The sequence below is a fragment of the Sulfitobacter sp. CB2047 genome, from assembly GCF_000735125.2.
GTDB classification, from domain to species: domain Bacteria; phylum Pseudomonadota; class Alphaproteobacteria; order Rhodobacterales; family Rhodobacteraceae; genus Sulfitobacter; species Sulfitobacter pontiacus.
The window spans coordinates 856,553-882,601 of sequence record NZ_CP072613.1; the positions used below are offsets into that span (position 1 = coordinate 856,553).

A 26,049-nucleotide genomic window follows, 5' to 3' on the forward strand; every position below is an offset into this window, starting at 1 on the left:
ATGCGTTTGACCTTCTCAGCCCTCATCGCCGGTCTGGTCGCCTCCCCTGCTTTTGCAGCTGGTGACGTGTTCTTTTCGCTGCGCAATACGGACTTTATCGTCCTGCTGGCTTTCCTGCTTTTCGTCGGTGTTTTGATCTATTTCAAAGTGCCAAAGATGATGGGCAGCATGCTCGACAGCCGCGCCGAAGGCATCAAGTCCGAACTGGACGAAGCCCGTGCGCTGCGTGAAGAAGCGCAGACGCTTCTTGCCAGCTACGAACGCAAGCAGCAGGAAGTGAAAGAGCAAGCGGACCGTATCGTGACATCGGCCAAGGCCGAAGCGAACGAAGCCGCGGATCAGGCACGTGCCGACCTGGAGAAATCCATCGCGCGCCGTATGGCCGCGGCCGAAGAGCAGATCGACTCCGCTCAGGCTGCTGCCGTTAAAGAAGTCCGCGATCAAGCTGTCGTTGTGGCTATTGCCGCTGCCAAGGATGTTATCGCCAAGAAGATGACAGCCGCGGAAGGCAATGCATTGATCGACAGTGCAATTGCAGAAGTCGACACAAAGCTTCACTAAGTTTTAACGAACTGACTTTAAAAGGCCTCGGTATTGACCGGGGCCTTTTTACGTTGGGCTAGGTGTTTGTCTCGTGTTGAAGACGTTGTCGCGCGACATCTTCATTACGCTCGGCTTTTTGATGATCGCGCAGGGCGTTCTCGACATAGGTCAGATGCGCCTCAACTGCGGCTTGTGCTGCGGCGGGATCACGTGCCTGTAATGCGTCGTTGATGGCGCGGTGTTGATCCAGCAGGGCGGTGCGCGTTGTGCGCTGTTTGAACATGACTTCGCGATTGTAGAACACGCCGCCACGCAGCAGATCATACATCGACCGCATCATATGCAGCATGACGACGTTATGGCTCGCCTCTGTGATCGCCATATGAAACTGCGCGTCCAGTTGCGCTTCGTCATCTGCGTTACGCTTCTGGTGCGCCGCTTCCATCTTGTCGAAAACTGCCTGAATGACCCCAAGGTCGGTGTCAGAACCAAGCCGCGCGGCCCGTTCGGCTGCCAGCCCTTCCATGTCGCGGCGGAACGAAAGATAGTCGAACACGGCTTCGTCGTGACGTGCAAAAAGCTCTGTCAGGGCAGGGGAGAACGCGCTGCCGAGCACATCGGCGACATAGACCCCCGCGCCGGGCTTTGCGGTCAGCAATCCGCTGGCCTGAAGCTGGGCAATAGCATCCCGAAGCGAGGGGCGCGAAACGGCCAGACGCTCGGCAAGCTCACGCTCTGCGGGTAGCCGTTCGCCGGGCCGCAGAATGCCACGCAGGATTAGCTGTTCAACCTGCCTAACGACAGCGGCTGACAGTTTTTCGGAGGTGATAGGCTGAAAGGGCATCGGCGTTTCCTTGGATTGGTCAAATTATATGACCGGAGGGGCGGGGCGGCAACGCGATTGTTTTCTGCACAATGTTGGTCCGCATTAACACTTGCTTAGGGTGCCGCGCGTTAGATGGGCTCATGATGATAGATACACGATTCCTTACCGTCTTGCTGTGCGCCTTGGTGATGGTGATTGTCACGGGCTGCAACATGCCAAGCGCGCATTTCAGTGGCCTGCCTGCCACTGCCATAACGGTGGACGGTTCTGACTTTGACGTGCGCGTTAACGGCAATCAGGCTGAAGCGATACGCACCAATATGGAATACGCCCCCCGCTTCGGCCCAATCCGCGACCGTGCGGCGCGGGCGATGGCGCAGGTCAGCGGGTGCGAGGTCACGCATGTCGCGGGGGATCAAGCGCTTGCCGTCGGAAAGCTGGACTGCGGATGAGGCGTAGAACCGTCAAACAACCATAGTGAAAGGAAAACGCGATAACAGGCATAGAATAACAATATCTTGTGGATAAGGCGGCTACTTCCCGCTCTACCTAGCGGGGTCGCGTTGACTCTAAACCCGATGATCCGCAATTCTGGCTATCCATAAGAATCAGGCGGGCACGAACATTGCGGTTTTCCAAACTCAGGCTGACAGGCTTTAAAAGCTTTGTAGACCCCACTGATCTGATCATCTCGGATGGTCTAACCGGCGTTGTTGGCCCGAATGGTTGCGGCAAGTCCAACCTGCTTGAAGCGCTCCGTTGGGTGATGGGCGAAAACCGTCCGACCGCTATGCGCGGTGGCGGTATGGAAGATGTGATTTTCGCGGGCGCGTCCTCTCGTCCGGCCAAGAACTTCGCCGAAGTTGCGTTGCATATCGACAACTCCGAACGTCTCGCGCCGGCTGGGTTTAACGACGGTGATAGCATCGAAATCATCCGGCGGATCACCCGTGATGTCGGTAGCGCCTATAAAGCGGCTGGAAAGGATGTGCGCGCGCGCGATGTGCAAATGCTGTTTGCCGACGCATCAACGGGAGCCCATTCGCCAGCATTGGTACGCCAAGGCCAGATTTCGGAACTGATCAACGCCAAACCGAAGAACCGGCGCCGTATCCTTGAAGAAGCCGCGGGTATTTCAGGGCTTTATGCCCGCCGTCACGAAGCTGAACTGAAGCTGAATGGTACCGAAGCCAACCTTGCGCGCGTTGACGATGTGGTTGAACAGCTTGCCAGTCAGCTTTCGCAATTGGCGCGCCAGGCCCGTCAGGCTGCGCGTTATCGCGATATCGGGGATGCCCTGCGCCGGACCGAAGGGGTGCTGCTGTATCGGCGCTGGCGCGTGGCCGAGGATACTCGTCAAACGACGGCCGAAGCGCTGCGCAGCCAGATGGCCACCGCCGCCGAGGCGGAAAAAGCCGTACGTCAGGCCACTGTGGCACGGCAAAAAGCCGAAGAGGCTTTGCCGCCGCTGCGTGAGGAAGAAGCGATCGCGGCCGCTATCGTGCAGCGGCTTGGTGTACAGCGCGATACCTTGAGCGATCAGGAAAACCGCGCCCGGGCCGCGATTGACGCCTTGACCAATCGCATCGCGCAGTTGACCCGTGATCTGGACCGCGAAGGTGAGTTAAACCGCGACGCCAAAGAAACGATCACGCGGTTGGAGCGGGAAGAACGTGACCTATCGGATGCGGGCGAGGGGCATGAAGCTGCGATCGCGGAGGCGGCAGAGCGCGCGAAAGAAGCCGCCGGCGTGCTAGAGAAACAGGAAGCGGATCTGTCAAAGCTGACCGAGGATGTCGCCCGTTTGGTCGCGCGTCACAGCTCTGCCGAACGCTTGCTGAACGATCACCGCAAAACGCTTCAACGATCGGAAGCGGAAGCGGATAAAGCGCGTGCCGCCGTCGCGCAGAGTGCCGCCGCACTCGAGAAAGCAAACGCCGATTTCAGTGCCGCCCAAGCTGCAGAGACACAGGCGCATGCGGCCTCTGTCGCTGCCGAGGAAGCCTTGCAAAAGGCGGAGGACGACCGCGCTGCCACCCAAAGTCGCGAAGCAGATGCCCGTGCCGAACGGTCAGAGGCCGAGGGCGAGCTGAACGCCATTCGCGCCGAAGCTGGCGCGCTGGCGAAGCTGGTAGAGCGTGACACCGCCGAGGGTGGTCAAATTCTGGACCGCCTGCAGGTCGAGCACGGGTTTGAAAAAGCGCTTGGTGCTGCCCTGGCTGATGATCTGCGCGCCCCGGATGTCGATGCCGACGGGCCCTCGGGGTGGGCATATTTACCTGCCTATTCAACGGTCCAGCCTCTACCCGAGGGGATCACCCCGCTGACGGCGCATGTCTCGGTGCCTGACGTTCTGAATCGCCGGATGAGCCAGATTGGTCTGGTCGACGCGGACGACGGCACGCGGCTTCAACCGCTGCTGCTGCCGGGCCAGCGTCTCGTCTCGCCAGAGGGCGATTTGTGGCGGTGGGATGGTTTCCGGGCGTGGGCGGAGGATGCGCCCTCGGCCGCCGCGCTTCGTTTGCAACAAATTAACCGTTTAGAGGTACTCAAGCAGGGGTTAGAGCAAACGAATCAACGGGCAGAGGCTGCGCGTGATGCACATGAAACATTGCAAAAGCTTCTGCTTGCTCAGGCAGAGGCAGACAAAAATGCGCGGGCGCTGCGGCGCGATGCAGACCGTGCTGTTGCGGATGCAGGACGGGCCCTAAGCCGGGCTGAGGCGGATCGGAACCTGGCGGAGAGCCGGTTGGACAGTTTGGGGTTGGCCGTCGCCCGCCACGAGGAAGAGGCGATCGAGGGTCGACGTTTGGTGACGGAGGCAGAGAATGCGCTTGCCGCGCTTGACGACGTATCAAGTGCCCGCGCCGATGTGGAGATGTTGCGACAGACCGTTGAAGGCGCGCGCATTGCGATGATGACGAGGCGTTCTGCGCTGGACGAACTGCGTCGCGATGGTGCCGCACGCGAGAGACGTGCCCAGGATGTCGCCAAGGAGTTGGGCGGCTGGCGGAACCGCCTGGACACGGCGGGAAAACGCAGCGCCGAGCTTTTTGAGCGTAAAGAAGCGTCCGAAAGAGAGTTGACCGAAGCGAGCTCTGCCCCCGGCGAAATCGCGGCGAAACGTGAAGAGTTGACGGGCGCAATTTCTGCGGCAGAGACCCGCAAGCAGGCGGCCAGCGCAGAGTTGTCTACCGGGGAAGCCGATTTGCGCGATACGACATTGGCTGAGCGTGACGCAGAGCGCTTGGCGTCGGAGGCGCGCGAGGCGCGGGCGCGGGCAGAGGCGCGCGCAGATGCGGCGAAGGAAACGGTAACCCTTGCCGCAGAGCGCATTGATGAAGAACGTGACACGACCCCCGAAGCGCTGGCAGAAACACTTGAGATCAATGCAGATGAGATGTCAGATGTCGAGGTTCTTGAAAACCAGCTGAGCCGTTTGAAGGGACAGCGCGAAGCCTTGGGTGCTGTGAACTTGCGTGCCGAGGAAGATGCGAAAGAGGTTCAGGCGGAACACGCCACTTTGGTTGGTGAAAAGGCAGATTTGACCGAGGCGATCCGGACATTGCGCAGCGGTATCGCGAGCCTGAACAAAGAAGGCCGTGAACGCTTGCTGACCGCATTCGAAGAGGTGAACAGCAATTTCTCTATGCTGTTTAAACATCTTTTTAGCGGTGGTGAGGCCAACCTTGTGATGGTTGAATCGGACGATCCTCTGGAGGCGGGGTTGGAGATTATGTGCCAGCCGCCGGGCAAAAAGCTTAGCACGCTTAGCCTATTGTCGGGGGGCGAACAGACCTTGACCGCGATGGCGCTGATTTTTGCAGTGTTCCTTGCGAACCCGGCGCCAATTTGTGTGTTGGACGAGGTTGACGCGCCTTTGGATGATGCGAATGTGACGCGCTTTTGTGACCTGTTGGACGAGATGTGCCGACAGACTGACACGCGCTTTTTGATCATCACGCACCATGCTGTCACCATGGCGCGAATGGATCGGCTGTTCGGCGTCACCATGGCGGAACAGGGCGTCAGCCAGCTCGTCTCTGTCGATTTGAAGAAGGCAGAAACGCTGGTGGCCTAACGCCCGTGTCCCTAATCGCGCCCATGTGGGGCGGTGAAATCGACCGTCGGGTTAATCGGGATGATCTGATGCGGGTTCACCGTGGTCTGACTGAAATGGTAGTGCCGAACAATGTGATCGAAATGCACGGTCTCGGCGATATCAGCGTGTTGATAGAGTTGCCGCGTATAGGCCCAAAGGTTCGGGTAATCGGTAAGGCGCTTATGGTTGCACTTGAAATGGGTGTGATAGACGAGGTCAAAGCGCGCGAGGGTCGTGAACAGCCGCCAGTCGGCCTCGGTCAACTTGTCGCCGGCGAGAAAACGGTTGTTTTCGAGGATGCTCTCGAGCCACGCCAGACTGTCAAAAAGCGGATGAACCGCGTCGTCATAGGCATCTTGAGACGTCGCGAACCCGGCTTTATAGACGCCATTGTTAACGGTCTCGTAAACGCGTTCGTTGATGTCGGCGATTTGTTCGCGCAGGTCAGTCGGCCAATAATCATCAGTATTGCCGGTGATTTCATTAAACGCACTGTTGAACATGCGAATGATCTCGGCCGATTCGTTCGATACGATCGTGTTCTGCGCTTTGTCCCAGAGCACAGGCACCGTGACGCGGCCTGTGAAATTTGGATCGGCTTTGATATAAATGTCACGCAAAAAGTCACTTCCAAAGAGGGTGTCTCCGGTCGCGCCTTCGAAATCTGTTGCGAAAGTCCAGCCGTCTTCCATCATATCGGGGTGTACGACCGACACGCTGATATGGTCGGTAAGGTCTTTAAGCGCGCGGAAAATCAGTGCGCGATGTGCCCAGGGGCAGGCATAGCTGACGTAGAGGTGATACCGTCCTGATTGTGCCTGAAAGCCTGATTTTCCTGACGGGCCCGCGCTGCCGTCCGCTGTGACCCAATTGCGAAATTTGGAGGTGGAGCGTTCAAACTTACCTCCGGTAGACTCCGTATCGTACCATTTATCGCGCCATTCTCCGTCGACCAGCAGTCCCATACACCACTCCTTTACTTGTTTGTGTTCAAGGTAAGTTCAGACGGGCGAAAGGCCATAGCACGCGACGCACAGGGGGGCTGCGTTGATGCACGTCGAATAAATTCTTGGGGCACACTTGATTTTGAATCCCAGCACGTCACGCTTCATGTTGGAAGCCTTTGGAGGGAGGAAGCTGTGGAAGCCATATTGCCGAAAGACATTCAGGCCGGGCTGGACGCCGCACGGGTGGATAGCCTGCGAAAATCGTCGCGTCTGCGGGTACACGCGGACGGGGTGGAGCATAAGGTCCTGCGTTATTGGGACACTGGCTTCTCGCTTGATGCGCAGACGGCACCGCAGTTGCGCGGTCGGGTCGATTTATTCGATGGCGGGGCTCATCTGTTTCAATGTTTGATCGTCGCGGTAGAGCAAGAAGGCGGCGAAATGCTGTTTGATTTCAAACGCGCGACCCGTGTCGCGAAGTCTGCGGCGCTGGATTTCGAACGGGCTGCAGATGCGCCGGCGGGCCTGATCACCGTCGACGCACCGCATTGATTTTATTGCAGGTCTTTGAACGCCTCGCGCAGACGGTTGCAGGCTTCTTCTACCCGGGCGCGCGGGGTGGCGATGTTGAACCGCAGGAAGCTTTCCCCGCCCTTGCCAAAAGTTGGCCCGTGGTTTGCAGCAATCCCAGCGGAGTTTTCGACCCGTTGGGTGAACTCTGATCTGTCCATTCCAGTCCCGCTGAAATCGACCCAAGCAAGGTAGGTTGATTGAAGCGACATGGATTGAAGCCCGGGAATGTCCTTTATCGCAGCGTCAAAGATCTGCCGGTTGCCGTCCAGATAGCTGACCAGATCATCAACCCATGCGGCCCCTTCCGGCGAATAGGCTGCGGTCGCCATAAACAAACCGAAGGAGTTTGGCGAAAGCCCCATCGCTGCAATGCGTGCCGCAAAGGTTTCGCGGAGCTTCGGATCGGGGATGATCACGTTGCCGGAGTGGGAACCGGCAATGTTAAAGGTTTTGGTCGTTGCGGTCATCATGACCAAGCGATCAGCCACGCCATCGATCAGGGCCATTGGGATATGCGTATGACCAGGCATCACCAGATCATGGTGAATCTCGTCCGAGACGAGGACAAGGTCATGGCGTTTGGCAAAGGCTGCGACCTGCTCCAACTCTGACCTGGACCAAACACGCCCGCCCGGGTTATGGGGGGAACAGAACACCAGCATCGTCTCGTTGCCCGTCATTTGCGCGTCATAGGCATCGAAATCGAGCGTATACTGGCCGCCTTCTATGGCCATTTCGCATTCGACCACCTGCCGCCCTGCGGCGGAGATCACACGCGCAAAGGCGTGGTAAACCGGTGTGAACAGGACAACTCCGTCCCCGGCCTTGGTGAAGGCGTCGACACACATCGCGGTTCCGTTAACCAGGCCGTGCGTGGTGAAAATCCACTCGGGTGCGACTTTCCAGCCGTGTCGATGCTCCATCCACCATTGGATGGCACCCAGATATTTGCTGTCATCGCCGAAGTAGCCATAGACGCCATGGTCCAACATATCTTGCAGCGCGGTTTGAACCACCTGAGGCGGGCGGAAATCCATATCAGCAACCCACATGGCAATGCCCGTATCCGCGGGGACGCCGTAGATCGGCTCCATCTTGTCCCATTTCGCGCAATGGGTGCCACGCCGGTCGATGATTTCGTCAAAGCTCATGGGGTTCTCCTGTCAGATTTGGCCGACACGCTAAACCTAATCGACCAGACCGCAAGCCCCGAGGTTGCAGCGGCGCAGGTGTTGGCCTAAATCAACCAAATGATACGCAATATTTTACTACACCCTGACCCGCGGCTGAAAAAGCCATGCGCCCCCGTGACCGATATGACGGACGAGTTGCGCAGCTTGGCTGATGATATGCTCGCCACGATGTATGACGCGCCGGGGATCGGTCTTGCGGCCCCCCAGATCGGGGTGATGAACCGCTTGATCGTCATGGATTGCGTAAAGGAAGAAGGGGAGACGCCGCGGCCGCTGGTGATGTTCAACCCCGAAATCATCGCCGCCTCGGACGCGCTGAACACCTATGAAGAAGGGTGTTTGTCGATCCCCGAGCAGTTTGCCGATGTGACGCGCCCCGCAGATGTGGACGTGCGCTGGATCGATATCGACGGGAACGAGCAGACCGAGACCTTTACAAAACTATGGGCGACCTGCGTGCAGCACGAGATCGACCATCTGGATGGCAAGCTTTTTATCGATTATCTCAAACCGATGAAGCGCCAGATGATCACGCGCAAAATGACCAAGCTGAAACGCGAACTGGCGCGCGGATGAGCGTGATGGACATCGTGACTTGGCCTGACGCGCGGCTGACAGCTGTGTGCGCGCCTGTCGCCACGCGCACGCCCGAGATCGACCAGCTGATCGCTGATATGTTCGAGACGATGTATGCCGCGCCCGGTCGCGGGTTGGCGGCCCCGCAAGTTGGCCGGACCGAGCGTATTTTCGTTTTCGATGCGGGCTGGAAGGAAGGCACGCCGACGCCTGTCGCCTGTATCAATCCGCAGATTGTCAGCCTGTCTGACGCCCGCGCGATTGGCGAAGAGGGATGTTTGTCGATCCCCGGCGTGCCGATGGATATTGCCCGCGCGACCGAGGTAACCTTGCGGTGGACGGATGCTGATGGCACCCACGAACGAAAGTTTACCGGCGCAGAGGCCGTGATCGTGCAGCATGAATATGACCACCTTGATGGCATCGTCATTTACGACCGTGTCGCGCAGGAGCAAAGCCAATGACCGTTCGTCGCATTCTTCCGTGGCCGCACGCCTGTTTGCGGACGCCCGCCGCCCAAGTGGCAGAAATCAATGATGAAATTCGTGCGCTCTGGGACGACATGATCGACACGATGGACGCGATGCCGGGGGTCGGGCTGGCCGCACCACAGATCGGGGTGTCGCTGCAGGTCGCCGTTGTCGATGCCTCGCAAGCGCGGGACAAGCGGATTCGATTGGCAAACCCTGTCGTCATCGACGCTTCGGCGATCATGAATGAATACGAAGAGGCAAGCCCGAATTTGCCCGGAATATCGGCCAAGATCCGGCGTCCACGTGGTGTGAAAGTGCAGTATCTTGACGAGCAGGGCGCGACAGTGACGCGCGATTTCGTCGGGTTGGAAGCGACCAGCGTGCAGCATCAGATCGACCATCTTGCCGGAAAAATGTTTGTCGACAATCTGAGTAAAACGCGTCGTGATATGCTGCTGCGCAAGGCGCGCAAGTACAAGGGCTGACTGCCTCTACGGTTTGAAGGGAAGTGTTCGATGCGTGTTATCTTTATGGGAACACCTGATTTTTCAGTGCCAGTGTTGGATGCGTTGGTCTTGGCCGGCCACGAAATCGCCGCCGTCTATTGCCAGCCGCCGCGCCCTGCAGGGCGAGGCAAAAAGGACCGCCCCAGCCCGGTGCAGCAACGGGCAGAGGCTTTGGGGTTGCTGGTACGTCACCCCGTTTCGTTGAAAACCGCTGAGGCGCAAGCGGAGTTTGCAGCGCTCGGCGCGGATGTCGCTGTTGTTGTCGCCTATGGTCTCATTTTGCCCCAAGCCGTTCTGGATGCGCCGAAATCCGGGTGCCTGAATATCCACGCTAGTCTGTTGCCCCGATGGCGGGGAGCCGCGCCGATCCATCGGGCGATCATGGCGGGCGACGTTGAAACGGGTGTGTGCATCATGCAGATGGAGGCGGGGCTGGACACGGGGCCCGTACTGTTGCGCGCCGCGACGCCGATCCGCACCACCGAGACGACGATCGAACTGCATGACCGACTAAGCGCCATGGGCGCAGAGTTGATTGTCGACGCACTTCGGCAACTGCCTGACCTGCAACCGGAACCGCAGCCCGAAGAGGGCGTGACCTATGCCAGTAAACTTGACAAGGCCGAGGCGCGCATCGATTGGTCGCGCCCCGCAACAGAGGTTGATCGGCAAATCAGGGGACTGTCGCCGTTTCCTGGTGCATGGTTCGATCTGGACGGCACGCGGGTCAAGGTGCTGGCATCGAAGCTTGCCGAGGGCGAGGGTGCAGCGGGCGAGGTTCTGGATGAAGCTTTGCGTGTCGGTTGCGGGGAGGGCGCGGTTCAGCTGATCCGCTTGCAACGTGCGGGGAAAGCGGCGCAAGATGCGCAGACGTTCCAGCGTGGTGCGCAGATTGCTGCGGGCACAGTTCTAAGCAAAGGGTAAATCATGCTTCCGACGCTTATTGGCACGGTTGTGATCGCGGGGCTTGTCGGCTTTTTCGCCGAAAAGTCAGGCTTTACCCGCAACGGCTACCTTGCCTCGATCATCATCTGCGTGGGCGGCGCTTTTCTGTTTTATTTCGTGCGGTTGATGTTCGGCTTCGGGTTTAGTTCGGCCGGTATGAACGCCATCGCGTCCTCTATCGGGGCGCTGATCATCGTGCCGTTTCACTGGCGTAGAAAGTAACGTTACACCCGCGGCGGGCGGCTTTTGTACACGGGCAGGTGCCACCCGAAATACAGCGATCCGGCACGCAAAATCCACGTCATACAGGCACCGGCAAACAGCGCCAGCGCATCATCGCCCAGAATGCTACGGATGATGACAGCGGTTGCGGCACCGGCGAAAGCGGCGGTCACATAAAGTTCACCCTGTTGCAGAACAAGCGGGACTTCCCCCACGACAACATCGCGCATCAACCCGCCCATGCAGCCGGTGATCATCCCCATCAGCACCACGACCACAGCGGATTGATCAAGCGAGAGCGCCACACCCGTACCCGCAGCAACCGCCACGGCGAGCGCCACGGAATCGAGCCATAGCAGCGCGCGATAGCGGCTTTCGAGAAGATGCGCGGTAAAGAAAACCACCATCGCGGCAGTGACGCCCACGGCGAGATGGGTGGGGTTCGCAATCCAGAAAATCGGGTTTCGATCCAGCAACAGGTCGCGCAGTGTGCCGCCGCCCAAGGCCGTGAGGCAGGCGATAAAGGCGAAGCCTACAAGGTCAAGCTGGGCGCGGCTGGCGACCAGCGCCCCCGTAATCGCAAAGACCAGAACGGAGGCATATTCCAGCAGGGTGATCAGGCTCATTTGGTTTTGAACGGGGCCATGCCCGCCCGCGCCAGTTCATCCGCGCGCTCGTTCTCGGGGTGGCCGGCGTGGCCTTTGACCCATTCCCAGGTGACCTGATGCCGCGCATTTGCCGCATCCAGCCGCTGCCAAAGCTCCGCGTTTTTGACGGGCTTTTTAGCGGCATTCTTCCAGCCGTTTTTCTTCCAGCCGTAGATCCAGCCGGTGATGCCATTTTTGACATAGTTACTGTCGGTGACGATCGTGATCTCGGTCGGGCGGGCCAGCGCTTCGAGCGCGCTGATGGCGGCCATCAGCTCCATCCGGTTGTTGGTGGTGGCGGGTTCGCCGCCTTTCAACTCGCGCTCCTTAACGATCTTGTCGCCATCCATCGCCCGCATCAGGGCACCCCAGCCACCGGGGCCGGGATTGCCGGAACAGGCACCATCAGTATATGCAATCAGCTTGGTCATGGGGCTGCCTTATCCAGTCTGGCGTGGGGGCGTCCAGCCTAATCTAAGCCCCGCCCGCAAGTTTCGATGCTACAGAAAGACGCCCACAGCCAGACACGCCAGCACGACGGCGGTCAGAAGCGTGCGCAGCTTTAGCCACCAGCGCGGCGCAAGACGCCAGTGCCAGAAGGCGGCATCAAGGACCAGTAGACCCGCAAAACCGAACATCAGGTTCAGCCCCGCACCCACGGGGCCGCCGCTTGTCATGAAGAACGCCCAAAGCGCCGGGATCACGGCGAGGATATAGCCGGCCGTCGCCTTCGCCCCGCTGGTCTTGGTTGCGAATCCCCATAGCACGCCGGACATGAAGGAAAGAATAACAGTGCCGTAGAACAACTGTATATATGGCCCGACAAAACGGCCGCCGAACGTCGCCGCGCCCCAGTTCGCCAAGGGATCAACCAGCCCGGTCAGGGCCCCCCAGACAAAGGGAGTAAGCCCGGCAAGGCCAAGCCAAAGCGGCGCGCGGGGGATGCCGGTCATGCGGGTACCCGCAGCACACGGGGGACTTTGAATTCCACATTCTCTACCGCGGTTTCGACCATTTCGGTGGTTACATCGTATCGGTCTTTGAACGCGTCAATGACCTCGTTGATAAGCTGTTCGGGGGCCGAGGCACCGGCGGTGATCCCGATGCTTTTGATCCCCTCGAGGCTGCGCCAGTCGATGTCCGTCGCGCGCTGCACCAGTTGGGCGTAATCGCAGCCCGCACGCGATCCGACCTCGACAAGTCGGCGGGAGTTCGATGAGTTTGGCGCGCCCACAACGAGCATCGCATCACACTTCGGCGCCATTGCCTTCACCGCTTCTTGACGGTTGGTCGTGGCGTAGCAGATGTCTTCTTTGTGCGGCCCGATGATCTGCGGGAAACGTTTGTTCAGGGCGGTGACAATCTCGGCTGTGTCATCAACGCTTAGCGTTGTCTGGGTGACATAGGCCAGCTTGGTCGGGTCGCGCACCTCGACGGTTTCGACATCGGCGGGCGTTTCAACCAGCAAAACCTCGCCCGGGGGGAGCTGCCCCATGGTGCCAATGGTTTCGGGGTGGCCCGCGTGGCCGATCATGATCATCTGCAGCCCCGCGTCGGCGTGGCGTTGCGCCTCGATATGCACCTTGGAGACAAGCGGGCAGGTCGCGTCTACATAGACCATATTGCGTGCCTCGGCCTTGGCGGGAACGGCTTTCGGTACGCCGTGCGCCGAGAAGATCACGGGCCGGTCATCGGGGCATTCCGACAGTTCCTCGACAAAGATCGCACCCCGTTCGCGCAGCCCGTCGACGACGAATTTATTGTGCACGATCTCGTGGCGCACATAGACCGGCGCGCCCCATTTCTCGATGGCCATTTCGACGATCTTGATCGCGCGGTCGACGCCCGCGCAGAACCCGCGTGGCGCGGCAAGATACAGGGTCAAAGGCGGTTTGGTCATCACACTCTCCTTGGGCATGGGCCATAGGTAAGGGTTGCGCGGCGCATCGTCCAGACCAGCGGCGGCACAGTCTGATGCTTCAAATGCGCGCGCAGTTATTGCGGGGGCATGAGGGATGCGGAGATTTAGGCGCGCCGTCGCGGGTTATTCGTCAGATGTTTCACGTGGAGGCCGGCCAATAACGTCGCGCAGGTCTTCGAGTTCGATAAAGTTGTCCACTTGGCGGCGCAGCTCGTCCGAGATCATGGGCGGTTGGCTGCGGATCGTGCTGACAACAGAGACGCGCACGCCCTGGCGTTGAAGGCTTTCGACCAACGGGCGGAAATCGCCGTCACCGGAGAAGATCACGATGTGGTCAAGATGTGGCGCAAGCTCCATCGCGTCGACCGCAAGCTCGATATCCATGTTCCCCTTGACCTTCCGGCGGCCCATGCTGTCGGTGTATTCCTTGGCCGGTTTGGTCACCATGGAGAACCCGTTATAGTTCAGCCAGTCGACCAGCGGGCGTATGGGAGAGTATTCGTCATTTTCCAGCAAAGCGGTGTAGTAAAAGGCACGCAGCAGTTTGCCGCGGCGCATGAACTCCTGCCGCAGTAGCTTGTAATCAATGTCAAAACCCAGGTTCTTGGCAGCTGCATAAAGGTTGGAGCCGTCGATGAATAAAGCGAGCCGTTCGTCCTTGTAGAACATGAAGTGCCTTCCTAATACACGTCGTTCGGAAATTTGCGTCGTGTAGAGCCGCTATAAAACGAAATGTTTCAAATTTAGTTTCCGACTATGAATACAATACTAACTAAGGTTTTTTCGAGAGGCAGCAAGTGAAGACATTGGCCATCCCTGACCCCAAGGGGGGTGAAATCGGCAAGTGCGCGCTGATCGCCCTCGGGAGCAATCAATCATCAGTTGCGGGAGGGCCGGCAGAAACTCTGCGACGGGCCCTTGATATTATGGTTGGTATGGGCGTGCGGGTTGTCGCTCTTAGCCCATTTTACTCAACCTATGCGTTTCCTGCGGGGTCAGGTCCGAATTTCGTAAATACAACCGCTAGTATAAGGGTAGAAGGGGAGCCGGATCAAGTTTTAGCTATTCTTCATGCCGTCGAAGCAGAGCTTGGGCGCGAGCGGCAAAGCCGTTGGGCACCTCGGACGGTCGATCTGGATCTCATCGCGATGGGGGATGTGGTGTTGCCGGATGTACAGACCCAGACCGATTGGCGGGAGATTCCGCTTGAACAGCAAATGGCCAAAGCGCCTGACCAGCTGATCCTGCCGCACCCACGGCTTCAGGATCGTGCCTTTGTTTTGGTGCCGCTGGCGGACATCGCGCCGGACTGGTGTCACCCCCTGATCGGCAAAACCGTTCGCGAGATGTTGAATGACCTGCCAGAGGCAGATAAAAAGGGGGTATGGCCGCTGGAATAGGCCCTTGTAAATTCCGCCGATGGCTTCTAAATAGTCGGCTTCTTGCAGCATTCATGATTGGAGCATCCCCATGGCCCGCGTCACTGTCGAAGATTGTGTAGATAAAGTGCCAAACCGGTTCGAGCTTGTCATGCTTGCCGCGCATCGTGCGCGTGAAATTGCGGCTGGTTCTACGGTTACTGTTGATCGCGATAACGATAAAAACCCTGTCGTGTCCCTGCGCGAGATTGCGGATGAAACCCAATCGGCCGATGAGCTGCGCGAGCGTCTGATCGAAAGCAACCAGAACCAGATCGAGGTTGATGAACCCGAAGAGGACGCAATGGCGCTTCTTATGGGGGCTGAGCAAGATAAGCCCGAAGAGGACAGCATGTCCGAAGAAATGCTGCTGCGGCAGTTGATGGCGGCACAAGGGCAGGGCTAAGGCCCGCGCCCTTCGGGGCTTATAGGCAGGACAGGTATGAATACCGCCGACATTACGGCTGACGACCTTATCGCGCTTGTGCGCGCCTATAACCCTAAGACGAACGAAAATCAGATCAGGCTGGCCTATGAATTTGGCCAGCAGATGCACGAGGGCCAGTTCCGCCATTCCGGAGAGCCCTATTTCACGCATCCGGTCTCTGTCGCGGCCATTTTGACCGAACAGCAGCTGGATGACGCGACCATCATCACCGCATTGCTGCACGACACGATCGAGGACACGAAAGCGTCCTATAGCAGCGTCGATGAAAAGTTCGGACATGATGTCGCTGAACTGGTCGATGGTGTGACCAAGCTGACCAACCTGCAACTGAATTCCAACGAGACAAAACAGGCCGAGAACTTTCGCAAGCTGTTCATGGCAATGTCGAAAGATCTGCGGGTCATTTTGGTCAAGTTGGCGGATCGGCTGCATAATATGCGCACGATCAAGTCGATGCGCCCTGACAAGCAGATCCAGAAAGCTCGTGAAACAATGGATATCTATGCGCCTCTTGCGGGGCGTATGGGGATGCAATGGATGCGCGAAGAGCTTGAGGATCTGGCCTTTCGCGTGCTTAACCCCGAAGGGCGGCAGTCGATCATCCGGCGCTTTATCACCCTTCAGCGCGAAACGGGCGATGTCATCCAGCGAATCACCGGCGACATGCGGCACGAGCTTGAGAAAGCCGGGATCGAGGCCGAAGTCTTTGGGCGGGCGAAAAAACCGTATTCGATCTGGCGCAAGATGCAGGAAAAGCAGCAATCCTTTTCCCGTTTATCGGATATTTACGGTTTCCGCGTTATCACCACCTCGGAGGATGAATGTTATCGCGCGCTTGGCACTATCCATCGGCGCTGGCGGGCCGTGCCGGGCCGGTTCAAGGATTATATCAGCCAGCCCAAGACGAACGGTTACCGGTCTATCCATACCACCGTCTCTGGTCGTGACGGCAAACGGGTCGAGGTGCAGATCAGAACGCGGCAGATGCATGATGTCGCTGAATCCGGTGTGGCGGCGCATTGGTCCTATCGTGACGGCGTACGGTCGCGGAACCCCTTTGCTGTTGATCCGGTCAAATGGGTCGCGCAACTGACAGAGCAGCTTGATTCAGAGGAGGATCACGAGGATTTCCTCGAGGCGGTCAAGCTTGAGATGTACGCCGATCAGGTGTTCTGCTTTACCCCCAAGGGCGAGGTGGTCAAGCTGCCGCGTGGGGCGACGCCGATTGATTTCGCCTATGCGATCCACACGCGAATCGGGTCTGCCTGCGTCGGTGCCAAGATCGACGGGATGCGCGTGCCTTTGTGGACGCGGGTGAAAAACGGCCAGTCGATCGAGATTATCACCGCACAAGGTCAGACACCGCAGGCGACATGGCTGGATATCGCAACGACGGGCAAGGCCAAGACGGCGATCCGTCGGTCGCTGCGTGAACTGGATCGCGCGCGCTTTGTCAGCCTCGGGCGCGAACTTGCCCGCTCTGCCTTCGAGCAGATGAATAAATCGGCGACGGAGAAAGTGCTGCGCACCGCGGCGCGCAACTTGCGCCTCTCCAGCGCGGAGGAGCTTTTGGCGCAACTTGGCTCTGCCGAACTGACGGGCCAAGAGGTTGTGCAGGCCGTCTATCCCAACCTGCGCCCCAAACCCGGCGAACATGTCGACCGCAAGCGCGCGGTGGTGGGGCTGGAAGCGGGGCAATCCTTTGACCGGTCGCCTTGTTGTCAGGCGCTGCCGGGGGAACGCATTGTCGGCATCACCTTCCGCGGGCAGGGCGTCAAAATCCACACCATCGATTGCGAGCGTCTGTCGCATTACGAGGACCAGCCCGAACGCTGGCTGGATCTGCGTTGGCACGACGGGCCACATCCCGCGATCTATGGGGCGACACTGGATCTGACCATCGGCAATGGGGCGGGCGTGCTGGGGCGGATTTGTACGCTGATCGGCCAATCCTCTGCCAATATCGCCGATCTGGAATTTTTGGACCGCAAGCCTGACTTTTACCGGTTGTTGATCTACGTAGAGCTGCGAGACATTGCGCATCTACATTCTTTGATCCCGATGTTGGAGGCCGAGAGCGAGGTCGCCGAGATCAGCCGATACCGGAACCCCGACTTGTTCAAGGCAGGTACCAAAGACGCATGATCCGCCCGGACTGCACTGACCCAAGGACGAACTGTTGATTTTCAAACGCCGCGATCCAAAGCCGACAGTGCGCGCGATGGCTGAATTCATGTGGCCTCGGGGTGGTTGGACGCGGGCGTTTCACTATGTCAAACACCGGATGCGCCGCTTGCCCGACACGCCCGAACGCATTGCGCGTGGCATCTGGGCCGGTGTTTTTACCACGTTTACGCCCTTCTACGGCATGCATTTTATCGTGGCGGCGCTGGTATCGCGAGTCATGCGAGGCAATCTGCTGGCCGCATTGATGGGGACGTTTTTTGGCAACCCGCTGACCTATGTCCCGATCGGGTTGTCATCGCTGTCTATGGGGCACTGGATTCTCGGTTCCCACATGCGAACGGGGGAGCATCGGTCCTTCGGGGGCAAGTTCTTTGACGCCGGTCACGATTTATTGGCCAACTTTGTGGCGATCTTTACCAGCCGCGACATGGATTGGTCGGGGCTTGAGGTCTTCTGGCATCAGGTGTTCTATCCGTATCTGATCGGGGGGATCGTGCCCGGCATGATCTGTGCCACGATCGCCTATTATCTGGCCGTGCCCTTGCTGCGGGCCTATCAAAAGCGGCGCAAGGGCGCGATCAAGGCCAAGTTCGATTTGTTGAAAAAGAAAGCCTCGGCCAAGGCCGAGGCGAAACGCAAGGCAGAGCAGGCGGCTCTGGAGGGGAAAGACCATGGCGGCACAAGGTAAGCTTCGGCTTGGCGTAAATATTGACCACGTGGCGACTGTGCGGAATGCGCGCGGCGGTGCCTATCCGGACCCGCTGCGCGCAGCCCGCGCCGCGCAAGAGGCAGGCGCTGATGGCATCACTGCGCACCTGCGAGAGGATCGACGCCACATCACAGATGCGGATATCGAAGGACTGCAAGAGGTGTTGAACGTGCCGCTCAACTTCGAGATGGCCGCCACGGAAGAGATGCAGGCCATCGCCCTGCGCCACAAACCCCATGCCGTCTGCATCGTGCCGGAAAAGCGCGAAGAGCGGACAACCGAAGGCGGGCTTGAAGTCGCACGCGAGGAAAACCGGCTGGCGCATTTCATTGCTCCTCTGCGCGAGGCGGGCAGCCGCGTCAGCATCTTCATCGCCGCCGATCAGCGCCAGATCGAGGCGGCGAACCGCATCGGGGCAGAGGTGATCGAACTGCACACCGGTGCCTATTGCGACGCCTATGCCGAAGGACATTGGGAGGAAGCGCAAAAGGAGCTGCAAAAGCTCGAAGAGATGTCAAAATTCGCCCATAGTCTGGGGCTTGAGGTGCACGCGGGCCACGGCCTGACCTATGATACCGTCAGCCCCGTCGCAGCTTTCCCCGAGGTGCAAGAGCTGAACATCGGGCATTTCCTGATTGGCGAGGCGATCTTTCTGGGCCTCGGCCCCGCCATCGCCGAGATGCGCCGACTGATGGATGACGCCCGCAAGGGCTGAGGGCGCGGCATGATTTTGGGCATCGGCACCGACCTCGCGAATATCGAACGGATTCAAGGCACGCTGGACCGCTTTGGCGACCGTTTCCGCAATCGCGTGTTCACCGAGGTCGAACAGCTAAAGGCCGAACGTCGCCGTGATGTCGCGGGCACCTACGCCAAACGCTGGGCCGCGAAAGAGGCATGTTCAAAGGCGCTTGGCACCGGTCTGCGCATGGGGATTGCTTGGCGCGATATGGCGGTGAGCAACCTGCGCACCGGCCAGCCCGTGATGGAGGTCACCGGCTGGGCGGCGGAGCGTTTGGCCAAGATGACACCCGACGGCCACGAGGCGATCATTCACGTCACGCTGACAGATGATCACCCTTGGGCACAGGCCTTTGTCGTCATCGAAGCCCGCCCCAAGGCAGGTATTCAGACCTAACGGCAGATCATAGCCCATTCGGTCGATGGATCGGGGGCAGGGTTGCTTGACTTGCGTCAATGGCACCCGCATGTAACGCTCGAACGCATGAACAGGAGCGCCAAAATGGCCGCCAAAGAGAAAACCGGCAACGCCTTTGTCGAAACCATCAAAACAATCGTCTATGCGCTGTTGATCGCAGGGGTCTTTCGGACCCTGTTTTTCCAGCCTTTCTGGATCCCTTCGGGGTCGATGAAAGAGACGTTGTTGATCGGGGATTTCCTGTTCGTGAACAAAATGGCCTATGGCTATTCCTACGCGTCCTGTCCCAGCGTGATGATGCCGCGGTTCGGCATTGAGGTTGACGCGAAAGACGTCTGCGGTGTGTTTGACGGCGACAACACGCGTTTGTTCGGGTCAGAGCCCGAGCGCGGCGATGTGGTGGTGTTCCGTCACCCCGTGTCTGGTCGCGATTACATCAAGCGTCTGATCGGCTTGCCGGGGGACAAGGTTCAGATCACCGACGGTGTGGTCAGCATCAATGGCACGGCGGTCGAACTGCGTGACGATGGTGTCTTCGAAGAGGTGATGGACCGTCAGGGCCCGCAGGGTATGCGTCCGCGTTGCGAGAACGGTGCCGTCGGTGCCGGTGGTGTATGTGAAAAATCCCGTCAGATCGAAGTGCTCCCTAACGGGGTCGAACATGCGATCCTGAACATTGGCAATCAGGCGTCGGACAATACCGGTGTCTACACGGTGCCAGAAGGGCATTACTTTTTCATGGGTGACAACCGCGACAACTCTGCCGATAGCCGTCTGGCACAGCAGGCCGGTGGCGTCGGTTTCGTGCCGTACGAAAACCTGATCGGCCGCGCGGACCGGATCATGTTCAGCTCGGCCGGTCGGTCGATGTTGTTCTTCTGGACATGGCGCAGCGATCGTTTCTTTAAGGCGATCAAGTGAAGTTAAATGCTGATCTCCGGGCCTTTGAAGGCCGCATCGGGTACCACTTTGCCAAGCCGGAGCTGTTGAACCGCGCGGTGACCCATGCCTCTATGTCGTCGGCAAATCGTGACGACAACCAGCGGCTCGAGTTTCTGGGGGATCGTGTTCTGGGGCTGGTGATGGCCGAAGCGCTGCTGAAACTTGATCCGGCCGCAACCGAAGGGCAGCTGGCCCCTCGGTTCAACGCATTGGTGCGCAAGGAAGCCTGCGCCGAGGTCGCGCGCGAGATCGACATGGGCGCGGTGCTGAAGCTTGGCCGGTCAGAGATGTTGTCTGGCGGCCGCCGCAAGCAGGCGTTGTTGGGGGACGCGATCGAGGCTATCATCGCGGCTGTCTATCTGGATGGCGGATTTGACGAGGCCAAAGCGTTGATCCTGCGATTGTGGGGTGACCGCGTGATGCAGGTCAAGCAAGACGCCCGCGACGCCAAGACCGCGCTGCAAGAATGGGCGCAAGCGCGCGGATTACCGCCCCCCGCCTATGTTCAGACTGACCGGCAGGGGCCAGACCACGCCCCGGTGTTTACCATCACCGCCCGGATTGAAAACGGGGCCAGCGCCGTCGCGTCAGCCCCATCGAAACGTCAGGCCGAACAGGCCGCTGCCAAGACGCTCTTGGCCCAATTGGAGAGACCCTCATGACCACGCGCGCCGGATTTATCGCCCTGATCGGCGAGCCCAACGCGGGCAAATCGACGTTGCTGAACCGCATGGTCGGCGCGAAAGTGTCGATCGTGACCCATAAGGTGCAGACCACACGTGCCCGTATTCGTGGCGTCGCGATGGAAGGGGAAAGCCAGCTTGTGTTCGTGGACACGCCCGGTCTGTTCCAGCCCCGTCGCCGTCTGGACCGCGCCATGGTCGCCGCGGCTTGGGGGGGCGCTGCCGATGCGGATGTTGTCATTCTGCTGATCGAGGCCAACCGTGGGATCACCGAAGGGGTCGAACGTATCCTGGAAGGCCTCGCTGACATCGGTCAGGGGCGCAAGGTCGCGCTTGCGATCAACAAGATCGACCGTGTCGAGGCACCGGTCCTGTTGGGGCTGAGCAAAGAGATGAACGACCGCTATGATTTTGCCGAAACATTCATGATTTCGGCCGAGCGAGGGCATGGTGTGGATACGTTGCGCCACTGGCTGGCGGGCGAATTGCCCGAGGGGCCTTGGCTCTATCCCGAAGATCAGATTGCCGATCTGCCTATGCGCATGATCGCCGCCGAAATGACCCGTGAGAAACTGACCCTGCGTCTGCATCAGGAGCTGCCCTATCAGCTGACGGTCGAGACGGAAAACTGGGAAGAGCGTAAAGACGGCTCTGCCCGGGTGGATCAGTTGATCTATGTGGTGCGCGACGGTCACAAGGGGATCGTGCTTGGCAGCAAGGGCGAGACGATCAAGGCGGTCAGCAAAGCCTCTCGCGAGGAGCTTGAAGAATTTCTCGGGCGGAAAGTGCACCTGTTTTTGCAGGTCAAAGTGCGCCCGAACTGGCTGGACGAGGCGGAGCGCTACTCCGAGATGGGGTTGGAGTTCAAAGACGGCAATGTCTAGATCTGGTGCGGCCCGACCCTTCGGGGAGGATTTTACACCATTTGGAACGACGGGCCTGTCATGGCCCGGCTGACCGCGCGGTTCTGGGTCGATGCCTATCTGGCGCGGCTGCGGGTCTATGATATTCCTGCCTTCGTGGTCGCGCATGGGGATGACACCGGCGGCGCTGTTCTGGTGAAGCTTGCAACGCTCGATGGAAATGCACAGCTTTTTCAGAAAAGTTTCGATTTGATCAGTGGTGAGCGGACCTGGGTCGAAATGACAAGTGGACAGGAGCAGGAGGTTGATGCGTCGATCAGCCGACAGCGCAGTTTTGATCCAGACCTCTGGGTGATCGAGGTGGAAGACAGGCAGGGTCGGCATCTGCTGCATGAGGACGGGTTGAGCTGATGGAATGGCGCGATCAAGGCATTTTGCTAAGCGCGCGCCGCCATGGTGAGACATCGGCCATCATCGAGGTGTTCACCCCCGAGCGCGGCCGCCACGCCGGAATCGTGCGCGGCGGTACCAGTCGCAAGATTGCCCCAGTTCTGCAACCGGGTGCGCAGTTAGACATCGCATGGCGCGCGCGGCTTGAGGATCATATCGGCGCGTTTATTGTAGAGCCCGTACGCAGCCGCGCCGCATTGGCAATGCATGATCGGCTGAGCCTTGCGGGGTTGAATGCGGTGACGGGGCTGCTTGCCTTTGCATTGCCCGAACGCGAAGCGCATCCGCCATTATATCGTCGAACTGAAGCGCTTCTGGATCTATTGGGGCAGGGGGACCTGTGGCCATTGGCCTATCTTCAATGGGAAATCAGCCTGTTAGACGAGCTTGGCTATGGGCTTGATCTGAGCGCCTGTGCGGTGACCGGACGGACCAGCGGGCTGGTCTTTGTATCTCCGAAAACGGGGCGTGCCGTGACCCGAGAAGGGGCGGGGGAGTGGGTTGATAAAATGCTGCCATTGTCGCCCGTTTTACGTGGGGAAGGGGATGCGAGCGATGCGGATATTGCGCTGGCGTTCAAAACCACGGGATATTTCCTAGAGCGGCATCTGGCGCGCGATCTAGGGGACAAGCCCCTACCCGAGGCGCGCGCGCGCTACGTCGAGGCATTTAGTCAACGGCGCGAAACACCATATTAAGGTTCTCGGTGTTAGACAGAATCATGACGTCATTCAGAATCTCGACGAGGGTGGCGTTGTTGAGCGCGTCGATAACAATGTTTTCTTGGCTGAGATCAGGACATGCCTTTTTGGTGGAGGATATGAGCGTGAAAGAAAACCAGGGGTAGGGCAGCTTGTTCGTGCCGGACATCCGATTGCAGGGGCCTTGAACGGTAACCTGTTCTTTTTCTGGAAAGGACATCTGTGTGTTTGCTGAGAACATGACCCCGTTTAGTTCTTGCAAGCGCCATAGGCGATCGGCGGCCCCATACGCCCGCAGAGTTTCGTCCTGACTGCACTGGGTTGTCAGGGCTATGGCCAGAAAGAGTGAGGTCAGCTTGATCATGGGGTCCGGATAGGCAGCCCGACGATTTCACGCGTCAGGCTGCCCGAACTTCATCCGAGCAAACGGCGCGAGATGACCTGCGCCTGAATCTCTGCCGCGCCTTCGAAAATGTTGAGGATACGTGCGTCACATAGGACACGGCTGATTTTGTATTCGAGTGCAAAACCGTTGCCGCCATGGATCTGCAAGCCATTGTCAGCCGCCGCCCAAGCGACCCGTGCGCCGAGCAGTTTGGCCATGCCCGCTTCGACATCACAGCGCCGGCCTTCGTCTTTTTCAAACGCCGAGAAATAGGTGAGCTGGCGGGCGATCATGATTTCGACCGCCATCATCGCCAGTTTGGACGACACGCGAGGGAAGTTGATGAGAGACTTGCCGAACTGCTTGCGATCAATTGCGTATTGCATCGAAATGTCGAGCGCGGATTGCGCGACCCCGATGGCACGCGCGGCTGTCTGGATGCGCGCGCTTTCAAAGGTTTCCATCAACTGTTTGAACCCTTTGCCCTCTTCGCCGCCCAACAGGTTTTCACCTTTGACGTGGAAGCCGTCGAAACCGAGCTCGTATTCCTTCATGCCGCGATAGCCGAGCACTTCGATCTCGCCGCCGGTCATGCCTTCGGAAGGGAAAGGGTTCGCGTCGTCGCCCGGCGTTTTCTCGGCCAAGAACATCGACAGGCCCTTGTAGTTCGACGTCTGCGGATCCGTGCGCGCCAGCAGCGTCATCACATGGGTCCGGGCCGCGTGCGTGATCCAGGTTTTATTGCCAGTTATCTTATAATCGTCGCCATCTTTCACCGCGCGCGTGCGCAAAGAACCAAGGTCAGAGCCGGTGTTCGGTTCCGTGAAGACGGCTGTGGGCAAGGTCTCGGCGCTGGCGATCCGCGGGAGCCACTTTTCTTTTTGGGCGTCCGTCCCGCCTGCGATGATCAGTTCGGCCGCGATTTCAGACCGCGTGCCGAGCGAGCCCACGCCGATATAGCCGCGCGACAGCTCTTCCGAGACGACGCACATAGAGGCTTTGGACAGCCCAAAGCCACCGAATTCTTCTGGGATCGTCAGGCCGAAAACGCCCATTTCTGCCAATTCATTGATGACTTCAATCGGGATCAGCTCGTCCTTCAGGTGCCATTCGTGGGCAAATGGTTCAACTTTTTCAACAGCGTAACGACGGAACTGTTCGCGGATCATCTCCAGCTCTTCGTCAAGGCCGGACCGCCCGACGGTGATGTTGGCGCTTTGCTCTTGCATGAGTTCGACAAGGCGCGTGCGTGCAGCCTGCGAATTGCCTCGTTGCTGCAGTGTCGTGATGCCAGCATTGGAAAACGCGTTTTGATCTGTGGTAGAGACGCCAAGATCGTGCAAGCGCAGAATTTCCCCTTGGTTCATCTGAATGCCGCCGGAAATCTGGCACAGGTATTCGCCGAATGCAATTTGATGGATCAGCTGTTCTGTTTCTGAAAACTTGCCATCTGCGTCGAGCTTCTCTGCCCATAGCTGCATCTGGTGAAGCGATTGGGCGTAGGTTGCAAGCCACGCAAGACCATGTGCGGCGGTTTGGTTTTCTTCGACCAGTGCATTCGACACTTTCCCGTCTTGAGAAACGGTCGCACGAACCGCGGATTTAGCGGCTTCTAAAAGGCGGTCTACCGGGGCCAGCGTTGATCTGGTGGTTGCGAGCAGGTCATCGATCACGATGTCCGCGCCAGAAATCACGTCTTGTCCATCATGTGCCATCTGTAAGCTCCCTTGTTTGGTTAAGCACGGCATAACCTTTTCGCAGGTGCAGCACAATAAAGATACGTTTTGCTGCGTCAATTTGGTTTAAAATTACGCTAAGGATTTCGCGTGCGCTCCGCTGCAATCTTGGTATGACGTGCGATATGGACATGTTTTTCAGTTTATTGACGCCGTCAGAATGGGCGTTCGCCTTTGGAATTGGCCTTGTGGCGGGATTCATTAAAGGCGTCGTGGGGTTCGCGATGCCGCTGGTGCTAATCTCAGGGCTAACGATGTTCTTGTCGCCTGAGCTTGCCCTTGCCGGGCTGATCTTCCCGACTGTAATTACCAATATGTTTCAGGCACTAAGGCAGGGGGTGGCCGCGGCTTGGGACTCCATCAAAATGTTTAAGGTTTTCCTGATTGCGGGCGGCATAGCGCTTAGCTTGTCAGCGCAGACCGTGCGTTTTCTCGCCGCCGATACGATGCTGCTGGTGATTGGTGTTCCGATCACATTGTTCGCGCTGTGGCAGGTCACGGGGCGTAGCTTCACCCTGTCGCACCGATCTACAAAACTAGAAGCATTTATAGGTGCCTTCGCCGGGGCGGTCGGTGGCGTATCGGCCGTTTGGGGGCCGCCTACCGTCGCCTACCTGACCGCATTGGGCACGCCCAAGCACGACCAAATGCGGGTTCAGGGTGTCATCTACGGACTCGGCGCGGTGCTATTGTTGTTTTCACACTTCGGATCTGGCGTGCTTCGCGCTGAAACCGTGCCCTTTTCCGCCGTCATGATCTTGCCGTCGCTCACCGGTATGTGGCTTGGCAGCAAAGTCATGGATAAGATTGACCAAGCGTCCTTTAAGAAAGCGACGCTGGTCATCCTATTGATTGCAGGCGCAAACTTGGTGCGCCGAGGGGTGTTTGGTTAAG

General features: G+C 58.7%; 31 protein-coding genes. 21 read left to right on the top strand and 10 right to left on the bottom strand.

Annotated elements, in window-relative coordinates:
• Positions 1–561 carry a F0F1 ATP synthase subunit B gene (locus IV89_RS04050; protein ID WP_037941252.1) on the top strand — a complete coding sequence of 187 codons (561 nt, stop codon included), beginning with the start codon at positions 1–3 and terminating at the stop codon, positions 559–561.
• Positions 562–619: 58 nt separating this feature from the next.
• Here IV89_RS04050 and IV89_RS04055 read toward each other — a convergent pair whose 3' ends face one another.
• Positions 620–1,387, bottom strand: a complete 768-nt coding sequence (locus IV89_RS04055) for an FCD domain-containing protein (RefSeq protein WP_037941254.1) — start codon at positions 1,385–1,387, stop codon at positions 620–622.
• A gap of 125 nt (positions 1,388–1,512) precedes the next feature.
• Between IV89_RS04055 and IV89_RS04060 the strand changes: the two genes are divergently transcribed.
• Positions 1,513–1,821, top strand: a complete 309-nt coding sequence (locus IV89_RS04060; protein WP_308811044.1) for a hypothetical protein — start codon at positions 1,513–1,515, stop codon at positions 1,819–1,821.
• A gap of 173 nt (positions 1,822–1,994) precedes the next feature.
• A complete protein-coding gene (gene smc / locus IV89_RS04065; RefSeq protein WP_037941258.1) occupies positions 1,995–5,450 on the top strand; it encodes a chromosome segregation protein SMC in 3,456 nt (1,151 codons plus the stop codon).
• 11 nt (positions 5,451–5,461) lie between these two features.
• Here smc and IV89_RS04070 read toward each other — a convergent pair whose 3' ends face one another.
• A complete protein-coding gene (locus tag IV89_RS04070; RefSeq protein WP_037941260.1) occupies positions 5,462–6,436 on the bottom strand; it encodes a glutathione S-transferase family protein in 975 nt (324 codons plus the stop codon).
• 174 nt (positions 6,437–6,610) lie between these two features.
• On the opposite strand from IV89_RS04070, the gene IV89_RS04075 reads away from it, so the two are divergent.
• A complete protein-coding gene (locus tag IV89_RS04075) occupies positions 6,611–6,970 on the top strand; it encodes a hypothetical protein (protein ID WP_037941263.1) in 360 nt (119 codons plus the stop codon).
• Positions 6,971–6,972: 2 nt separating this feature from the next.
• On the opposite strand, the gene IV89_RS04080 is transcribed toward IV89_RS04075, so the two are convergent.
• Positions 6,973–8,142, bottom strand: coding sequence for a MalY/PatB family protein (locus IV89_RS04080; RefSeq protein WP_037941266.1), 1,170 nt, complete (start codon positions 8,140–8,142; stop codon positions 6,973–6,975).
• A 99-nt stretch (positions 8,143–8,241) separates the two neighbouring features.
• Between IV89_RS04080 and def (IV89_RS04085) the strand changes: the two genes are divergently transcribed.
• Genes def (IV89_RS04085) through IV89_RS04105 form a run of 5 tightly spaced genes read left to right on the top strand, consistent with a single transcriptional unit; the run spans position 8,242 to position 10,906 of the window.
• Positions 8,242–8,760 (top strand): peptide deformylase, encoded by a 519-nt coding sequence (def, locus tag IV89_RS04085; protein ID WP_037941269.1) that lies wholly within the window; start codon positions 8,242–8,244, stop codon positions 8,758–8,760.
• Positions 8,757–9,224, top strand: coding sequence for a peptide deformylase (gene def, locus IV89_RS04090; RefSeq protein ID WP_037941270.1), 468 nt, complete (start codon positions 8,757–8,759; stop codon positions 9,222–9,224). Before def (IV89_RS04085) ends, def (IV89_RS04090) begins: the two co-directional genes overlap by 4 nt.
• Positions 9,221–9,718: a peptide deformylase gene (gene def, locus IV89_RS04095; protein ID WP_037941272.1), complete on the top strand. Its 498-nt coding sequence runs from the start codon at positions 9,221–9,223 to the stop codon at positions 9,716–9,718. The genes def (IV89_RS04090) and def (IV89_RS04095) overlap by 4 nt, the downstream gene beginning before the upstream one ends.
• Positions 9,719–9,748: 30 nt before the next feature.
• Positions 9,749–10,663, top strand: a complete 915-nt coding sequence (gene fmt, locus IV89_RS04100; protein ID WP_037941274.1) for a methionyl-tRNA formyltransferase — start codon at positions 9,749–9,751, stop codon at positions 10,661–10,663.
• A gap of 3 nt (positions 10,664–10,666) precedes the next feature.
• Positions 10,667–10,906 carry a hypothetical protein gene (locus tag IV89_RS04105; RefSeq protein WP_037941276.1) on the top strand — a complete coding sequence of 80 codons (240 nt, stop codon included), beginning with the start codon at positions 10,667–10,669 and terminating at the stop codon, positions 10,904–10,906.
• 2 nt (positions 10,907–10,908) lie between these two features.
• Here the strand turns inward: IV89_RS04105 and IV89_RS04110 are convergent, their stop codons facing one another.
• The 5 genes from IV89_RS04110 to IV89_RS04130 all read right to left on the bottom strand — a co-directional run bounded on the left by IV89_RS04110 (position 10,909) and on the right by IV89_RS04130 (position 14,143).
• A complete protein-coding gene (locus tag IV89_RS04110; RefSeq protein WP_037941278.1) occupies positions 10,909–11,532 on the bottom strand; it encodes a trimeric intracellular cation channel family protein in 624 nt (207 codons plus the stop codon).
• Complete coding sequence (gene rnhA, locus IV89_RS04115; RefSeq protein ID WP_005849948.1) at positions 11,529–11,984, bottom strand: ribonuclease HI; 456 nt, start codon at positions 11,982–11,984, stop codon at positions 11,529–11,531. Before rnhA ends, IV89_RS04110 begins: the two co-directional genes overlap by 4 nt.
• Before the next feature lie 69 nt (positions 11,985–12,053).
• Positions 12,054–12,506, bottom strand: coding sequence for a DUF3429 domain-containing protein (locus IV89_RS04120; RefSeq protein WP_037941280.1), 453 nt, complete (start codon positions 12,504–12,506; stop codon positions 12,054–12,056).
• A complete protein-coding gene (gene ispH, locus IV89_RS04125) occupies positions 12,503–13,453 on the bottom strand; it encodes a 4-hydroxy-3-methylbut-2-enyl diphosphate reductase (RefSeq protein ID WP_037941281.1) in 951 nt (316 codons plus the stop codon). Before ispH ends, IV89_RS04120 begins: the two co-directional genes overlap by 4 nt.
• Positions 13,454–13,597: 144 nt before the next feature.
• Complete coding sequence (locus tag IV89_RS04130) at positions 13,598–14,143, bottom strand: NYN domain-containing protein (protein WP_005849944.1); 546 nt, start codon at positions 14,141–14,143, stop codon at positions 13,598–13,600.
• A 128-nt stretch (positions 14,144–14,271) separates the two neighbouring features.
• Between IV89_RS04130 and folK the strand changes: the two genes are divergently transcribed.
• The 11 genes from folK to recO all read left to right on the top strand — a co-directional run bounded on the left by folK (position 14,272) and on the right by recO (position 23,031).
• Positions 14,272–14,874, top strand: coding sequence for a 2-amino-4-hydroxy-6-hydroxymethyldihydropteridine diphosphokinase (gene folK / locus IV89_RS04135; protein ID WP_308811045.1), 603 nt, complete (start codon positions 14,272–14,274; stop codon positions 14,872–14,874).
• Positions 14,875–14,944: 70 nt separating this feature from the next.
• Complete coding sequence (gene rpoZ, locus IV89_RS04140; RefSeq protein ID WP_005849941.1) at positions 14,945–15,298, top strand: DNA-directed RNA polymerase subunit omega; 354 nt, start codon at positions 14,945–14,947, stop codon at positions 15,296–15,298.
• 36 nt (positions 15,299–15,334) lie between these two features.
• On the top strand, positions 15,335–17,485 hold the full coding sequence (locus tag IV89_RS04145; RefSeq protein ID WP_037941283.1) for a bifunctional (p)ppGpp synthetase/guanosine-3',5'-bis(diphosphate) 3'-pyrophosphohydrolase: 2,151 nt from the start codon (positions 15,335–15,337) through the stop codon (positions 17,483–17,485).
• 34 nt (positions 17,486–17,519) lie between these two features.
• On the top strand, positions 17,520–18,215 hold the full coding sequence (locus IV89_RS04150; RefSeq protein ID WP_005849937.1) for a DUF2062 domain-containing protein: 696 nt from the start codon (positions 17,520–17,522) through the stop codon (positions 18,213–18,215).
• Positions 18,199–18,951 (top strand): pyridoxine 5'-phosphate synthase, encoded by a 753-nt coding sequence (locus tag IV89_RS04155; RefSeq protein ID WP_037941285.1) that lies wholly within the window; start codon positions 18,199–18,201, stop codon positions 18,949–18,951. The genes IV89_RS04150 and IV89_RS04155 overlap by 17 nt, the downstream gene beginning before the upstream one ends.
• Before the next feature lie 9 nt (positions 18,952–18,960).
• Positions 18,961–19,374, top strand: a complete 414-nt coding sequence (gene acpS / locus IV89_RS04160; protein ID WP_005849935.1) for a holo-ACP synthase — start codon at positions 18,961–18,963, stop codon at positions 19,372–19,374.
• A 105-nt stretch (positions 19,375–19,479) separates the two neighbouring features.
• Positions 19,480–20,316: a signal peptidase I gene (lepB, locus tag IV89_RS04165; protein WP_005849934.1), complete on the top strand. Its 837-nt coding sequence runs from the start codon at positions 19,480–19,482 to the stop codon at positions 20,314–20,316.
• Positions 20,313–20,999 carry a ribonuclease III gene (rnc, locus tag IV89_RS04170; protein WP_005849933.1) on the top strand — a complete coding sequence of 229 codons (687 nt, stop codon included), beginning with the start codon at positions 20,313–20,315 and terminating at the stop codon, positions 20,997–20,999. Before lepB ends, rnc begins: the two co-directional genes overlap by 4 nt.
• The gene (gene era, locus IV89_RS04175; RefSeq protein WP_005849932.1) at positions 20,996–21,904 is read left to right on the top strand and encodes a GTPase Era; all 909 of its coding nucleotides are present in this window, start codon (positions 20,996–20,998) and stop codon (positions 21,902–21,904) included. The genes rnc and era overlap by 4 nt, the downstream gene beginning before the upstream one ends.
• Before the next feature lie 60 nt (positions 21,905–21,964).
• On the top strand, positions 21,965–22,294 hold the full coding sequence (locus IV89_RS04180) for a DUF1491 family protein (protein ID WP_037941289.1): 330 nt from the start codon (positions 21,965–21,967) through the stop codon (positions 22,292–22,294).
• Positions 22,294–23,031, top strand: a complete 738-nt coding sequence (recO, locus tag IV89_RS04185; RefSeq protein WP_037941291.1) for a DNA repair protein RecO — start codon at positions 22,294–22,296, stop codon at positions 23,029–23,031. Before IV89_RS04180 ends, recO begins: the two co-directional genes overlap by 1 nt.
• Here recO and IV89_RS04190 read toward each other — a convergent pair.
• Both IV89_RS04190 and IV89_RS04195 read right to left on the bottom strand, forming a co-directional pair.
• Entirely contained in the window at positions 23,003–23,398 is a 396-nt protein-coding gene (locus IV89_RS04190) for an META domain-containing protein (RefSeq protein ID WP_037941294.1), read from the bottom strand. The genes recO and IV89_RS04190 overlap by 29 nt on opposite strands.
• A gap of 50 nt (positions 23,399–23,448) precedes the next feature.
• The gene (locus IV89_RS04195; protein ID WP_037941297.1) at positions 23,449–25,134 is read right to left on the bottom strand and encodes an acyl-CoA dehydrogenase family protein; all 1,686 of its coding nucleotides are present in this window, start codon (positions 25,132–25,134) and stop codon (positions 23,449–23,451) included.
• 146 nt (positions 25,135–25,280) lie between these two features.
• Here IV89_RS04195 and IV89_RS04200 point away from each other — a divergent pair, with 146 nt between their 5' ends.
• Entirely contained in the window at positions 25,281–26,048 is a 768-nt protein-coding gene (locus IV89_RS04200; protein ID WP_037941329.1) for a sulfite exporter TauE/SafE family protein, read from the top strand.
• Position 26,049 lies beyond the last annotated feature (1 nt).